10 protein-coding genes are annotated in these 14,883 nt (G+C 42.6%); 4 read left to right on the forward strand and 6 right to left on the reverse strand.

Annotation, left to right across the window (positions count from 1 at the left end; translation table 11 throughout):
- Positions 1-699, forward strand: a 699-nt coding sequence (gene serB, locus B7C60_RS12050; RefSeq protein WP_245869292.1) for a phosphoserine phosphatase SerB, incomplete at its 5' end; no start/stop codon positions are given.
- 53 nt (positions 700-752) lie between these two features.
- Here serB and B7C60_RS12055 read toward each other — a convergent pair.
- Positions 753-3,092, reverse strand: coding sequence for a PilZ domain-containing protein (locus tag B7C60_RS12055; protein ID WP_099611858.1), 2,340 nt, complete (start codon positions 3,090-3,092; stop codon positions 753-755).
- Positions 3,093-3,268: 176 nt separating this feature from the next.
- Between B7C60_RS12055 and radA the strand changes: the two genes are divergently transcribed.
- Together radA and fusA are read left to right on the forward strand one after the other, a co-directional pair.
- On the forward strand, positions 3,269-4,648 hold the full coding sequence (gene radA / locus B7C60_RS12060) for a DNA repair protein RadA (RefSeq protein WP_099611859.1): 1,380 nt from the start codon (positions 3,269-3,271) through the stop codon (positions 4,646-4,648).
- 226 nt (positions 4,649-4,874) lie between these two features.
- A complete protein-coding gene (gene fusA, locus B7C60_RS12065) occupies positions 4,875-6,962 on the forward strand; it encodes an elongation factor G (protein WP_099611860.1) in 2,088 nt (695 codons plus the stop codon).
- A 144-nt stretch (positions 6,963-7,106) separates the two neighbouring features.
- On the opposite strand, the gene B7C60_RS12070 is transcribed toward fusA, so the two are convergent.
- From B7C60_RS12070 to B7C60_RS12090, 5 genes are all read right to left on the reverse strand, one after another.
- A complete protein-coding gene (locus B7C60_RS12070; protein ID WP_099611861.1) occupies positions 7,107-8,792 on the reverse strand; it encodes an AMP-binding protein in 1,686 nt (561 codons plus the stop codon).
- A 157-nt stretch (positions 8,793-8,949) separates the two neighbouring features.
- Positions 8,950-10,083: an HD-GYP domain-containing protein gene (locus B7C60_RS12075; RefSeq protein WP_099611862.1), complete on the reverse strand. Its 1,134-nt coding sequence runs from the start codon at positions 10,081-10,083 to the stop codon at positions 8,950-8,952.
- A gap of 321 nt (positions 10,084-10,404) precedes the next feature.
- A complete protein-coding gene (gene chrA, locus B7C60_RS12080) occupies positions 10,405-11,553 on the reverse strand; it encodes a chromate efflux transporter (protein WP_099611863.1) in 1,149 nt (382 codons plus the stop codon).
- Positions 11,554-11,673: 120 nt separating this feature from the next.
- Entirely contained in the window at positions 11,674-12,612 is a 939-nt protein-coding gene (locus tag B7C60_RS12085; protein WP_099611864.1) for a zinc transporter ZntB, read from the reverse strand.
- 185 nt (positions 12,613-12,797) lie between these two features.
- Positions 12,798-14,249, reverse strand: a complete 1,452-nt coding sequence (locus tag B7C60_RS12090; protein ID WP_099611865.1) for a RimK family protein — start codon at positions 14,247-14,249, stop codon at positions 12,798-12,800.
- Between the two features lie 81 nt (positions 14,250-14,330).
- Between B7C60_RS12090 and B7C60_RS19090 the strand changes: the two genes are divergently transcribed.
- Positions 14,331-14,883: GNAT family N-acetyltransferase (locus tag B7C60_RS19090; RefSeq protein ID WP_245869294.1), on the forward strand; the 553-nt coding region annotated here is incomplete at its 3' end.

Here is a 14,883-nt window from a genome sequence, read left to right on the forward strand (position 1 = left end):
CCCGATCTTTCTAAACCCGGCTTGATCGTTTTTGATATGGATTCAACCGCGATTCAAATAGAGTGCATTGATGAAATTGCTAAACTGGCCGGCGTCGGTGATGAAGTGGCGCAAGTGACGGAACGAGCAATGCAGGGAGAGCTGGATTTTGAACAAAGTTTACGGCAACGGGTTGGCAAGTTACGTGGGGCTGACGCGGCTATTTTAGCCTCCGTGCGTGATCATCTCCCTTTAATGCCAGAACTGCCCGAATTGATTCACACACTACAACAATTAGGCTGGAAAACGGCAATTGCTTCCGGTGGTTTTACCTATTTTTCCGATCACCTCCAGCAGCAACTTGGCTTTGATTATGCACAATCAAATCAGTTGGAAATCGTCGATGGAAAACTGACAGGTCAAGTCATTGGTCAGGTGGTTGGCGCTCAAACCAAAGCCGATATTTTACTTGAGCTTACCGAGACATTTGCTCTTGAGCAGCATAACACGGTTGCTGTTGGTGATGGTGCGAATGATTTGTTGATGATGAAAACGGCTGGGCTTGGAATTGCCTACCATGCCAAACCGAAAGTGGAGGCACAAGCTCAAACAGCGATACGCCATAGTAATTTGGGAGGAGTGCTGTGTATTTTGTCTGCGGGCTTAGTAAAACAGCAAAAAGTCAGTTGGAAAGCGCAGCCATCCATCGATACTGATTAAAAAATCATAACGAGCACAGAGAGAAGCTCGTTATGATAAAAACAGAAGAGGTGTTATGGCTTGATTTCTAAACGAGTCAAAACCTCTTCTGTTATATCAGCAAGCTCTCCATAACCCACGATCGAACCGATCTCTTTTTCCAAATTTTTTGCTTGGCTTAAATTAATTAAAGCCAGCTCATTGAGATCACTTTGTAATAAAGTCGTGAACGGATCAAAAACAGGAGCTGCACAAATTCGAAGAACGTAAAGTTCTCCCATTTCTTTACCTTTGCGGATAAATTCAACTCGTTCTTTTAGTGAATCAAACTCATGCAACAGACGAGACTCAACGGATTGAATACGGTCGGCAAATTTAACCGCTGCGATATACACTTCATGATAATGAGCTTCTGCTTTCTCGATTCGGCGCATTGGTGAGGCAAGTAATGTGTTGGTATGGCCTTTAAAAATAGGTTCAAGAGACAAATGATCACTCTCTCCAAGTTTGGCGAGCAAGGTCAGGTGAGGGGGGAGTGGGTAGTTAACACCAATGACTTTAGGTCTTAGGTTAACGCCGACTTTATCGACAAATATCGGAGAACTGACCATTTTATCGAGCAAGATATTATGTAGCCCTTCAAGGAGAGCGGGGCTTGGTAATTGTTCTTTTTGCGGCAGCAACTTATCTTGATTATGTTCGATAATACTATTAAAAAAGGCGATGCTTTTCATTGTTGCCGAATTTTCCTCAATCATGAGTTGTAAGCGTCGTCCTTCTGGACCAATACGAATGACCTGATAGGGAAGAGCATCGAGCGGTAAGTTGGAGTCATACAGCTTAAGTTCATGGTAGTTAATCTGAACTTTGTCGCCCGCTTTAAGCGCGACCGGTTTATCAAGAATAATGCTTAAGCCTCGTTTAGAGAGATCAACCGTAACGCCTTCGGCAATCACCTGTTTTTGCATTTTTAATTGCAATGGGGTACGAAAACGGTACCTCGGTTCTTTACGTCGTGAGCGAGCATCAAAGTAGATTCCCATCGGTTTACCAACCACTTGACGTGTGTGGCGAAATGCATTTAATTCATTGGCAGCGAGTTTAGGCTTTTCAACCAGTAAATAATCGGTTGCTGCACTGGCATCAGCAATCTCTTGTAGTATTCCGCAGTGCGTCAGTTGATTTGAATGTTCAGCCAGTTCTTTGGCATGTAGTGCTAGCTCTTGGCGTTCTTGATTGGAGAGTTCAAACATGGTGAGCTGAAACGCCTTCCAACTCTCCTTTTTGGCCCCAACATGCCAAAATAGTTTTCGATGAGCGGGGTGCGCCTCGGGCATCATCATCGAAAAAAATAAGGTTTTATCTTGGTGTTGATGTTTAAACGCATACAGTACGTTTCCGCTATCGGCAACCCCAGGTTGGGTGAGTAAGGACATCCGAGAGCGATTAAAAACACTGCCTAGCATTTGTTGGTTACGTTCGTCATGCCAATATTGCCATGTCGGTTGATTATGCTCTGTTAGAAGTACCAGTTTTAAATCATTACCACTAAAAAAGAGGGGGAGGTTACAGGTGTGCTTAAGATAAGTATGTTCGTATCCCCTTGTTCGGGCTCGAATAATTTTATCTTGATTGTCGTGACGAGCTTTTTGATGATTGCTGGCTAAAACCTCATTAATGATATTTTCAACAAGAGTTGTTTCGGTCAGCTTTAACGTTCGTAGAAACTTGACGGCGTCATTATCATAAGAGTCATCAATAGCCAGAATTCGATACTCTACCGTTTCGGTTATGCCGGGTATGGTTAACGTTTTTTCAAGTTCGCTAAAACGAACTTGAATCACTTGGCCTAGTTTGTAGTTAAATGCCGCTGGAACTTTAAATTTCCCCCCAGAGGCCGATAAGTCAACGCTGATACCATGCAGAAACTGATCATTGAGGGTTATTTGAACCTGTGTAGCTAGCTTTAAACGATTTTCTTGCCGTTGTAGGTCGTAACCAAGTGTTATTGCTTCGACCTGAAAAGAGGCACTAGTGGCGGATGAGGATTTTGATCCGTCATTCCGTTGTTTCATCACTCGGAAATTATTATGCGTATTGTAGAGGTTTTCCCAAACGCCTTCCGTATAGCCACCAAACTTTTTAATGCCTTTGTGGTAAGCATTAAACGCAACATCATCAAGCCAATGTTTACGGCCATCTAAATCATATTCTCGGCACTCTCCCTGCACTTTTCCTCGTAAGTCGATGATTTTTGAACAAGGAGCCATTACTCTGTTGAGCTCCATCTTAACTAAAAGTTTGACAGAAGGAGGTTGACCATCTGTTATCTGAGATAGTAGGTACTCAAAATCGGGTGAGTGGTACACCGGAATGAGTTGTTCAGCGAAAGAGAGGATTTCGGATTGCTGCATACGTTTCTAGTAAAGTGAATCTCTGTTAGAGTGAGCCGCTACTGATTTATCGGCGTTACTGCTTTAATCTTTAGAGGTTTATGTGAGTAACATAACTATGATGTTAGTCTATAGTGCAGTGATTTAACTTTTTCATAAACCTTTTAGTTCACAGTTCAGATAAGTTTTGAGGATTCATGGCAAAAGCGAAACGCGCTTATGTGTGTAACGAATGTGGGGCAGATTTTCCACGCTGGCAGGGGCAGTGTAATGCATGTGGGGCCTGGAATACCATTTCTGAAGTACGCTTAGCGGCTTCTCCTCAGGTGGCTCGTCATGAGCGCTTGATGGGGTATGCAGGCGGTGCGGCGGAAACACAAGTACAAACTCTATCGGAGATTGATCTTCAGGAAGTTCCCCGCTTTAGTAGTGGTTTTAAAGAGTTTGATCGAGTTTTAGGTGGTGGCGTTGTACCCGGAGCGGCCATTTTAATCGGCGGAAATCCTGGAGCCGGTAAGTCAACATTGCTACTACAAACCATGTGTTTGCTTTCTGCTCAGATGCCCACGTTATACGTGACAGGAGAGGAGTCATTACAACAAGTCGCGATGCGCGCAGCTCGGCTTGGATTACCGAAGGAGCATTTAAAAATGCTCTCTGAAACCAATGTTGATCGCGTTTGTCAGATCGCCGAAAAAGAGCAACCTCGCATCATGGTGATTGATTCAATCCAAGTGATGCATGTCGCTGATGTTCAGTCTTCTCCTGGCAGTGTTGCTCAAGTTCGAGAGTCGGCAACAGCCTTGACACGTTACGCGAAACAAAATAATGTCGCGGTGTTTATTGTTGGCCATGTTACCAAAGATGGTACTCTGGCAGGTCCAAAAGTACTGGAGCACATTATCGATTGCTCTGTGCTTCTTGATGGTGGTGCTGATAGCCGTTTTCGAACTTTGCGAAGTCATAAAAACCGCTTTGGGGCGGTTAATGAGCTGGGCGTGTTTGCTATGACAGGGCAAGGCTTGCGAGAAGTGAGCAATCCTTCAGCAATCTTTTTATCTCGCGGAGAAGAAGCAACCTCAGGGAGTTCTGTCATGGTGGTTTGGGAAGGAACTCGCCCACTATTGGTTGAAATTCAAGCATTGGTGGATTATTCCCAGTTAGCAAATCCTAGACGAGTCGCGGTTGGCTTAGAGCAAAACCGGCTGTCACTCTTGTTAGCGGTATTACATAAACATGGTGGCTTACAAATGGCCGATCAGGACGTGTTTGTAAATGTTGTTGGTGGGGTGAAGGTGACAGAAACCAGTGCTGACCTTGCCTTACTGATGGCCTTGCTATCGAGTTTTCGGGATAAGCCTTTACCTAAAGATGTGGTCGTGTTCGGTGAAGTTGGCTTGGCTGGTGAAATACGTCCTGTTCCAAGCGGACAAGAGCGGCTTAATGAGGCTTTTAAACATGGTTTTACGAAAGCAATTGTGCCTATTGCTAACATGCCCAAAAATGGAATTACTGGTATGCAGATACATGGCGTGAGAAAGTTATCGGAAGCGATTAGTGCTTTTGATGAACTTTAAATCTGGGCTACACGACCAATCAGCAGGATTTTCTTAATGGTGGTGTGTGATGGCGAAGTAAATTTCACCGATCTTTACTCGCGTCTTTCGCCGCTATCACCTATATTTCATCAGCAATAGACAATCATTAACTATTTTTTTTCAGCAAGCGTAAGCAGGGCTATCAGTCTTGACAGATTGTGATATACTCTGCGCGCACTTTATACCTTATTAACAGAGTAAGACAATGACCGACTTATCAAAATACAGAAACATTGGTATTTTTGCTCACGTAGATGCGGGGAAAACTACCTCTACCGAGCGTATCCTAAAGCTAACTGGTAAAATCCATAAAATGGGTGACAGTCACGACGGTACGACCACCACTGACTTTATGGAACAGGAAGCTGAACGTGGTATTACTATCCAGTCGGCTGCGACTACTTGTTTCTGGAAAGATCACCGCCTAAACATCATCGATACTCCTGGACACGTAGACTTCACTATTGAAGTTTATCGTTCTTTGAAAGTTCTTGACGGTGGTATCGGTGTATTCTGTGGTTCTGGTGGTGTTGAACCTCAATCAGAAACCAACTGGCGTTATGCTGATGACTCACACGTATCACGGATTATTTTCGTCAATAAACTGGACCGTATGGGTGCAGATTTCTACCGTGTCGTTGATCAAGTGAAGAATGTTCTTGGCGCTACACCACTTGTGATGACTCTACCTATCGGTATCGAAGACGATTTCAAAGGCGTAGTCGATGTACTGAGCCAAAAAGCATACATTTGGGATGATTCAGGCTTACCAGAAAACTACGAAGTTACTGATATTCCAGCTGATATGGTTGAGAAAGCGGCTGAATACCGTGAGCTGTTGATTGAAACTGCTGTTGAGATGGATGATGAACTCATGATGGCTTACATGGAAGGTGAAGAACCTTCTCTAGAAGACATCAAACGTTGTATTCGTAAAGGTACTCGTGATCTAGCATTCTTCCCAACTTACTGTGGTTCTGCTTACAAAAACAAAGGTATGCAGCTTATCCTAGATGCAGTTGTTGATTACCTACCATCGCCAACTGAAGTTGATCCTCAGCCTCTGACTGATCCTGAAACGGGTGAAGCAACAGGTAAAGTTGCGACAGTCTCTGCTGATGAGCCACTACGCGCGCTTGCGTTTAAGATCATGGATGACCGTTTTGGTGCCTTGACCTTTATCCGTATCTACTCAGGTAAGATGAAAAAAGGCGACACCATTCTTAACAGTGCTACAGGTAAAACTGAACGTATCGGCCGTATGGTTGAAATGCACGCTGACCAACGTAACGAAATTGATTCTGCGCAAGCGGGTGACATCATCGCTGTTGTTGGCATGAAGAACGTTCAAACTGGTCACACTCTTTGTGATCCAAAGCACGAATGTACGCTAGAACCAATGATCTTCCCAGATCCAGTTATCTCTATCGCGGTTAAGCCTAAAGATAAAAATGGTTCAGAGAAAATGGGTATTGCGATCGGTAAAATGGTTGCAGAAGATCCATCATTCCAAGTTGAAACTGACGAAGATTCAGGCGAAACCATCCTTAAAGGTATGGGTGAACTTCACCTAGATATCAAAGTTGATATCCTGAAACGTACTTATGGTGTTGAGCTAGAAGTCGGTGCACCGCAAGTTGCTTATCGTGAGACAATCACCAAAGCGGTTGAAGATAGCTACACACACAAGAAACAGTCTGGTGGTTCTGGTCAGTTCGGTAAGATTGATTACCGTATCAAGCCTGGTGAACTAAATTCTGGTTTCACTTTCAAATCAACGGTTGTTGGTGGTAACGTTCCTAAGGAATTCTGGCCAGCAATCGAAAAAGGTTTTGCAGGCATGATGCAAGAGGGTGTTCTTGCTGGCTTCCCAACTCTGGACGTTGAAGTTGAACTATTTGATGGTGGCTTCCACGCAGTGGACTCATCTGCAATCGCATTTGAAATCGCGGCGAAAGGTGCATTCCGTCAATCTATGCCTAAAGCGGGCCCACAACTTCTTGAGCCTATCATGAAAGTTGACGTGTTTACTCCAGACGATCACGTCGGTGACGTTATCGGTGACTTAAACCGTCGTCGCGGTATGATCAAAGACCAAGAAGCGGGTGTAACTGGCGTTCGTGTTAAAGCTGACGTTCCACTATCTGAAATGTTTGGTTATATCGGTACGCTACGTACAATGACATCTGGTCGTGGTCAGTTCTCTATGGAGTTCTCACACTACGCACCATGTCCAGCTAACGTTGCTGAAGCCGTGATTGCTGACGTTAAAGCGAAAAAAGAGAAGAAGTAATTCTTTAATTTAGATGCTTAAAAAGCCCCATCAGTAAAGCTGATGGGGATTTTTTATGGAGCTGATTTTGTTATTCGATGCTAAACCTAAATTTCTGCTTTATTATCGAGCCAACAATAAGATTATTAGTTTCTCGTTTGCACGTTATTTTTCCCAGACGATCAATTGATCTTTTGGCCAGTTTTGTCCGACTTCATGATATTTTTGTTCTAATACGTGCCGTTTTATTTTTAAAGTTGGCGTCAGAATACCATTATCAATACTCCAAGGATCTTTAATCATCAACACCCCTTTTATCTGTTCATGAGACTCAAGTTGCGCATTGATTTTATCGATCACTTTTTTTGTGCTTCTTTCATAGCGAGCTTTATCAAAATGAGGAAAGTTGTGAGGCACAACGAGTAAAATGGGGGCTGGTAAACCAAGACCGATCAAACAGAGCATTTCTACCCGGCTGTATTCAAAGAGTTTATTTTCAATCGGTACTGGAGAGACAAATTTTCCTTTTGCTGTTTTAAAGGTATCTTTAATTCGGCCTTGGATAGTTAAGTAGCCATCAGCATCAATATTTCCTTTATCACCCGTGTGTAGCCAACCGTCACTATCAAATGCTTCCTTCGTCGCGGTATCATTTTTGTAGTATCCAGAGAACACTCCTTTGCTATGCACCAGTATTTCTCCTTCATCGGTAATTTTTAGACGAATACCTGGGCCGGAGTGACCAACCGTGCCTATTTTATCGGCTCTAAAAGGATAATTAAGTGTGCTATAAGCAAAAGACTCTGTCATCCCCCAAGCTTCAGTGATACTGAGTCCAACACTGTGATACCACTTAAGTAATGCAGGCGAGACGGGGGCTGAACCACAACCGAGTACCCGAGCTTTGTTTAAACCAAGCCCATCGGCTAATTTTCGTTTGATTAAGCTATTTACTAACGGAATTTTGAGTAAAATATCGAGTTTTCTCTGTGGCAATTTATCTTGAATACGTTGCTGAAACAGGGTCCATAGCCTAGGTACGGAGATAAATAGCGTTGGACGCTGCATTTTTACATCTTCAATAAACGTATCTAAGGATTCAGGAAATGCGGTTAAGACACCGCCTTGAATTGAGGTACCAAAGACATAAACTCGTTCGGTAATATGAGCGAGTGGGAGGTAGGAAAACAGCCTATCTTCTTTTTCAATGCCAATCTGGTTGATCAATTGTTGTACTGACCAAGAAAAAGCACCATAGGTGAGCATAGCTCCTTTTGGCAAGCCTGATGTGCCGGATGTGTATACCAAAGACATCAGTTTATCATCGTAATGTTGTGGTCGTTCTTCACTGGGTAAATGTTGCTTTATTAAGTCATGATATTGATATTGGCATTGAGGAGCAGAAGGATAGGGTAACGCAATACTGAGTAAATCAGGCATCTCCTCTAATACTTGGGTTGTGGCTTTCGCATCATCAAGTTTACCGGCAATTAATATCTTACTTTCACTGTGACGGATACAATATTCAATGGTATCAGAGCCTGCTGTAGGAAAAATTGGAACACTGACATAATCGCCGAGCATCATCGCTAGATCGCAGATAAACCATTCAGCACAGTTTTTAGAGATTAATGCTATTTTATCTCCAGGTTCCGCGCCTAAAGCTCGCAATGCTGAAACAAGCCTTAATGCGCTATCAGCGACTTGAGAAAATGTGAACTCAACAAATTCGCGATTGATAATTTGTCGGAGATACACATCGTGAGGACGAGTTTGTGCCCAAGTTAAAATCATTTCATTGGGTGGCGGGAGAGCACAAGTTGTTTGGCTTAACTTGTTAGGATGGTTCATTCTCTAACTCCATGTTTGATTTGTTATATTTATGTTAATTAACTATAAATGTAGCACAGGAGTCAGAGGATGTTAGTGGAATTAACTCACATTTATTGCCTATGGCCGATTTTTATAATTTAAATAAAAGTATTATTTTTTTAACAACAGACCCTAGTTATCGATCTTGCGGATCGACTTCTGGATAAGCTTCAATGACCCGTTTAATATAATCCTGATGATAACGCAGTGCATTAACGCAATGTTTATCTAATTTACCAGCGTTCACCATTTTCTCTAATTCTAATAAGGCAAAAGGGATCGACCACGCTTGTTTATAAGGCCGATGATTGGTTAAGGCATCAAAAATATTGGCAACAGCAATAATCCGAGCCGAGATAGGAATGGATTCTTCAGTTAATCCATAAGGGTAGCCACTGCCATCAAGAAACTCATGGTGATAAGCCACAATTTCTTTAAGAATAGACACGCTAGGATGTTCTGGCGAGCCGATCTTATCAATGATTTGGTTAATGATCTCAATGCCCTTCTCTACATGCTGATTTAATAACACTCGTTCATCATGACCTAGAGCGCTCGGTTTATTTAAAAGTTGGCTTGGAACTGACAGTTTTCCGATGTCATGGCATTTAGAAAATTGGCTAATATGTTCGATCAGTTCATCATCTAATTGATAAATACTCGCCACTTCTAAAGCTATTACCCGAGCAAAACGGCTGATCCGCTCTTTGTGTGCTCTAGACTCTTGCCAATGTTCAACTGATTTTTCATTTATCTCAGTGGCAGCAGTGATCAGTGAATGGACTAAATCATATTCAGAGCTAACGACAAAACGAATGATGTCAATAAAAGGTTTGAGAGTGGTATATTTTTCCGGATTAAAAGCATTTTTTTCACAAGAATTAAGAAAGATAAACCCAATAAAGGTTTGCGCGTGATAAACAGGTAAGGCCAAAGAGGACTGAAAACCTTGTGCGATTAACCAACGGTTATGCGGATGGGTCGAATTGAGTTCGTGCGGTAGGTCATTAATATAACGAACTTCTCCGGATTCGATACACTGCCTTAGTGAAGGTAAGTCATTCAAAACGCAAGAGTAATGGGCGAGTTCAAGGCCGTTTAATGTGCTACCCGCGTATGTTTTTAATTCATCATGCTCGGCATCGTATAGCGCAAAAGAAAGGCGTGCAATCATTGGATCGTGGGTGATGATCCGCTGATGAATATGAGACAATTGATGATTTAACGTTCCAGCAATAGCAAAGAAGTCATGTAAATCGTTATTCTCCATATCGGTGCCATCCTTCTTGTTGGTGCGATTATTTTCTATTTTATGCCGTTCAACTAGGGGTATACCCTTCCTACTTGAAGCTGCAGGGGGGCTACGTTCGTTCACCCCAATTACATAGCTTGCCTATCTTCATGGAGATTATGAGAACCATCCGTGGCTCTCACTAAAGGCCAGCCTACGGCTGTTCAAATTTTCCCAGATAAATTTGTCACTCACTTGCTGCCTACCTGCAACGCCAAGTTGTTTGGGTATAGTCGCTTATTTTAGTTTAGGCGATAAAATGAGAACTAACCGATCTACTCAGCAAAAATTCCCTTCTTTTTACCCAATTAATGCCAACCCTAATCCACAGAGAAGATAAAAACCAACGAGGCCAAGAATTGGCCAGCGGGCGATCTTCCATAATCCATAGCCGATAATCAGTAAAGCCGCGTCTATCGGCACTAAAACCGAACTGATGAAAACCGGTTGATAGAGTGCGGCAAGTAATAGCCCGACTACAGCAGCGTTCACTCCGCTTAGTGCACCAGAAACTAAGGGCTGGTTAGATAATGTTTGCCAATTTTTTAATACACTCAGTAAGAGTAAAAAACCCGGCAGAAAAATGGCAGCGGTTGCGATAAGCGATCCCCAAATAGGAGCGTCGGGAAATAGATGACCGCCTAAATACGTTGCGAGTGTAAACATTGGCCCAGGTACCGCTTGAGCCGCAGCATAGCCAGTTAAAAACGTATCGGTAGAGATTTGGTCTGCGAGTAAACCTTGCAATAGAGGCATCACCACATGCCCACCACCAAACACTAAGCTGCCAGCATAAAAAAACGTTTCAAATAAGGCTAGGATAGGTTGATCCTGAGTTAGCCAAGGAAGCCCAATGAAGAGAGCAGCGAAAAGTAGCATCGGCCACCAGTTAAGGCTAAATTTAGTTGAATTAAAAGATGAGTGTGGTTTTTGTAGCCAGCCCATGCCGACCATAGCGGCAAATATCAATATGCCAATTTGGGAGAAAATTCCAGGAAAGAGTAGTAAAGTGACCGCACTGATTAAGCATAGGCTATGAGTTAAATTACGGCGACAAAAGCTTTGATACATTCCCCAAGTAGCATCGGCGACCACCAGTACGGCGAGTAATTTTAAACCGTGGATCAGGTGATCAAACAGTGGATGGTTAAGCCATTGTTGACTAACGACGCCTAATAATAGCATTAAAAATATGGAAGGAAGCGTAAAGCCAAGAAAAGCAAGACTGGCACCGATTAATCCCCCACGCTGATAACCAATAGCAAAACCAACTTGGCTTGACCCTGGCCCAGGTAAAAACTGACTTAAAGCAACCAGTTGAGCGTACTGTTGATCGCTTAGCCACTGACGTTGAGCCACAAAGGTTTGGCGAAAATAGCCAATATGAGCGGCGGGGCCACCAAAACAGATCCAGCCTAAAATAAAAAAAGTTTTAAATATTTCCCACATAAGGCATTCCTTTATTCACGTGAGACGATACCAATGGGTCTACTTATTCAATCAATGAACAACGATCCTTGCATGGCAGGCATGGTTCTCCCGAAATCAGCAAACCTATTCTGTGGTAACTCACTGATTTGTTAGAAACCGTAAACGACGTAAAATCCAAAATTCTAGAATGAAAATGGCGACTAAACTGCCACAAAATAATGCAAATGCGAACGGTGATTCTGTTCCAGGTATTCCCCCCACATTGACGCCTAGCAAGCCAGTTAAAAAGCTAGTGGGTAAAAAAATAGCGGCAATAACTGAAAAAAGGTAAGTATTTTGATTCATTCTTTCTGCGTGATATTGACGAAGTTCACCCTTGATAATTTCGAGTTCACTCAGAAAAAAGTCTAATGTTTCATTGATACGAATGATGGTATTGACACTATGACGCAAACGTAGCTGTTTTGTGGTTGCGAGTAAACTGCTTGAGGATTGATAATCATCGATAGCGTATTGTTGAGGTTTAATAAAGCGTTTTATTTTCAGTAAAGCTTTATGGGTTTCGATCAGTGGGAGGCTTAGTTCTGTTTCGTCATCAAATAAGGTGATCTTCTCTTCTACTGAATCGAGGTAATCATCAATATTTTTGTTCAGCCCATCAATAATGGATAGGATTAGGTCGGCGAGGTTTTTAGGGCCATTTCCCTTGGTTAATAAGTCATGTATTTCAGTAAGGGTTTTTGATGGAATTTTCCTGCTGGTGATCAAAGCGCCTTGATAATAGAGCATACGAATACTTATCATATCGGAAGGATCGGCGTGTTTATTGAGATTGATTCCGCGTAAAATCAGTAAAAAGTTTTGCTCATCATACTGTTCAAATAATGGGCGGGTGTCTTCGGCCAGTAAACTGTCGACGATAGAAGGTGGAATGGTATTATCGAGTAACCAGCTGCGCAGCCCTTCTTTATCGCGTTGGCAGTGATACCAGTGATTTGCTTTAATTGCTTGAGGCATCTGTCGGGAACACGATATCGGATGAGGACTGAATTCCCAGTGAGCGATAAGATCATCCATCTCTCTTTCCTTTTGTAAAAATAAACCCAAGTACTTTTATAAAGGAGTCCTTGGGTCAGAGTCAAACATGGTTATATCAAACATGGTTATATCAAACATGGTTATGTTAAACATGATTATCTCAGTTTAACTTGAAGTTACCCGAGTGGTTGCAACTCCAAGCCTTCAGCGGTGAGATAAGACGTTTAAAAGCCACGCATCTGAATACGACGTAAAAACTCAGTCATGATTCGGTCGTACAGTAACTCACCAAGAAAAGCATCTTCAACGTGATGATCAATACTGGGGTTGTCGTTCACCTCAATCACATACACTTGGCCATCAATCTCTTTAAGGTCGACACCATAGAATCCGCTACCGATCAGGTTTGCCGCCTTGACCGCAATGTCGACAACTGGTTTTGGTACTTGTTTTAAGTCCAGTGTTTCGAAGCCACCAGAAGAGACTCTGCCACTACTATGGTGTTGATAAATCTGCCAATGGCCACGGCTCATCATATATTTACAAGCATAAATCGCCTGGCGATTTATAACCCCGATTCGCCAATCAAAATCAGTCGGCATAAAGGCTTGAGCTAAAATCAAGGCACTTTTTTTAAACAACGTATTTGCTTCTTTTTCTAGCTCTTGCTCATCGCGTACTTTGACTACGCCTCGTGAGAAGGCACCGTCTGGAATTTTTAACACCATTGGAAAATCAAGCTGCCCCATCAGGTAGCTTTTCCATTGCGTATCAAAGCCTTGCACGATGACACTTTTGGGTGCAGGAACGTGATTACGCTGTAATAACTCGGTTAAAAAAACCTTATTAGTACATTTCATGATCGACTCAGAGTCATCCATCACAATTAATCCCATTTTTTCTGCTGTTTTGGCAAAACGATAGGTGTAGTTACTAATATTGGTGGTGGCTCGAATAAATAACCCATCAAATTCGCCAAGTCGGGAGAGATCGTCTGGAGAGAGTCGTTCTAAGTTCATTCCTAACCGATTGGCGGCTCGGCGGAAATGTTTTAACGCTGAGGCATCGGAGGGGGGCATTTTTTCCTCTTCATCCACCAACATAGCGATATCGTATCGGTATTTTTTTTCTTGTTTCGGTTTTCGCCAAATTTTGCTCGAGAAAAGTTCTAGCGATTCAATAAAAAAATCCTGTTCGCTATCTTGTAAGTCTTGGAAAGGGAAGGGGGCAATCTTATGGATTTGCCATTGACCGTGAATTTTATTCATATCCAGTTCTATAACGGGCACCATAAATTGTTCAAACAAACGTTGAGCCAGTTTCTCTAGCCCTTTTTCTGGTGTACGGCCAAAATAGATTTTACAATGAATTGCCTCAATATTTTTACATAGCTTATTGAGTTTAACCAATCCAGATGAAAGTAAGAAAGGTTGGTTAATGTCATTAATCGCCATCACCCTCGGAATCACTCGATGACCTCGGGCTTCGGCTAATAAAGAGCAGTAATACCCAGTACTCATATAATCGTAATCGCGACATAAATTGACCACTTGTACGCTACGCTGGGTCGATTTCCATTCTGCTTCTAGGTATTGGTCAACGCTAACTACTTGTTCTGAAGGGAAATATTGTTGCCAATCACTGGCTTGATCGGTCACGATTAAAAGGTTTGCCATGGCTATATTCTTCCTAAATCAATAGGTCTATGATTGAAACACAATCTTACCAACCACTTTTTCATCCAATGAGGACGTCGTATGGACTTTCGTCTTGCGAAAAGTGCTGATCTCGCTGCGCTTAATGCGTTAGAACAACAGCTGTTTGAGGGAGACAAAATTTCTCCGCGTCAAATGAAGCGTTTTTTACACTCCAGCCACTCGGTACTCTTTGTCGCCGATTCTGGTGACCAGTTAGCTGGTTATGCTTTGCTACTATTTCATCAAGGTACACAGCTCTCAAGGTTGTATTCGATTGCCGTTAAACCCGATTTCAGAGGCCGGAGGATTGCTCAAATGCTGGTTGAGCAATGCGAGCGTGCCGCTCTTGATCAAGGCTTTACTACATTACGGCTAGAAGTGCGTGAAGACAATATACCCGCGATAAAATTGTATGAAAGAATGGGTTATCAAACCTTGAAATGTTTGATCCATTATTATGATGATTTATGTGATGGACGCCGGATGCAAAAGCGCTTAATTCCACACGGGCCGAAAGTTTTGCTCCCGATGCCGCTTTATGTACAAACGACGCCATTTACCTGTGGAGCGGCTTGTTTATTGATGAGCTTCTCTGGTTTGGATGCTTGTTTTC

It is taken from the genome of Vibrio fujianensis (genome assembly GCF_002749895.1).
Taxonomy (GTDB): Bacteria; Pseudomonadota; Gammaproteobacteria; order Enterobacterales; family Vibrionaceae; genus Vibrio; species Vibrio fujianensis.

Excerpts from the sequence above, each read along its gene's own strand:
- fusA (WP_099611860.1), top strand. The coding sequence starts at position 4,875 with ATGACCGACTTATCAAAATACAGAAACATTGGTATTTTTGCTCACGTA.
- B7C60_RS12070 (WP_099611861.1), bottom strand. The coding sequence starts at position 8,792 with ATGAACCATCCTAACAAGTTAAGCCAAACAACTTGTGCTCTCCCGCCA.
- B7C60_RS12075 (WP_099611862.1), bottom strand. The coding sequence starts at position 10,083 with ATGGAGAATAACGATTTACATGACTTCTTTGCTATTGCTGGAACGTTA.
- B7C60_RS12085 (WP_099611864.1), bottom strand. The coding sequence starts at position 12,612 with ATGGATGATCTTATCGCTCACTGGGAATTCAGTCCTCATCCGATATCG.
- B7C60_RS12090 (WP_099611865.1), bottom strand. The coding sequence starts at position 14,249 with ATGGCAAACCTTTTAATCGTGACCGATCAAGCCAGTGATTGGCAACAA.
- chrA (WP_099611863.1), bottom strand. The coding sequence starts at position 11,553 with ATGTGGGAAATATTTAAAACTTTTTTTATTTTAGGCTGGATCTGTTTT.
- B7C60_RS12055 (WP_099611858.1), bottom strand. The coding sequence starts at position 3,092 with ATGCAGCAATCCGAAATCCTCTCTTTCGCTGAACAACTCATTCCGGTG.
- radA (WP_099611859.1), top strand. The coding sequence starts at position 3,269 with ATGGCAAAAGCGAAACGCGCTTATGTGTGTAACGAATGTGGGGCAGAT.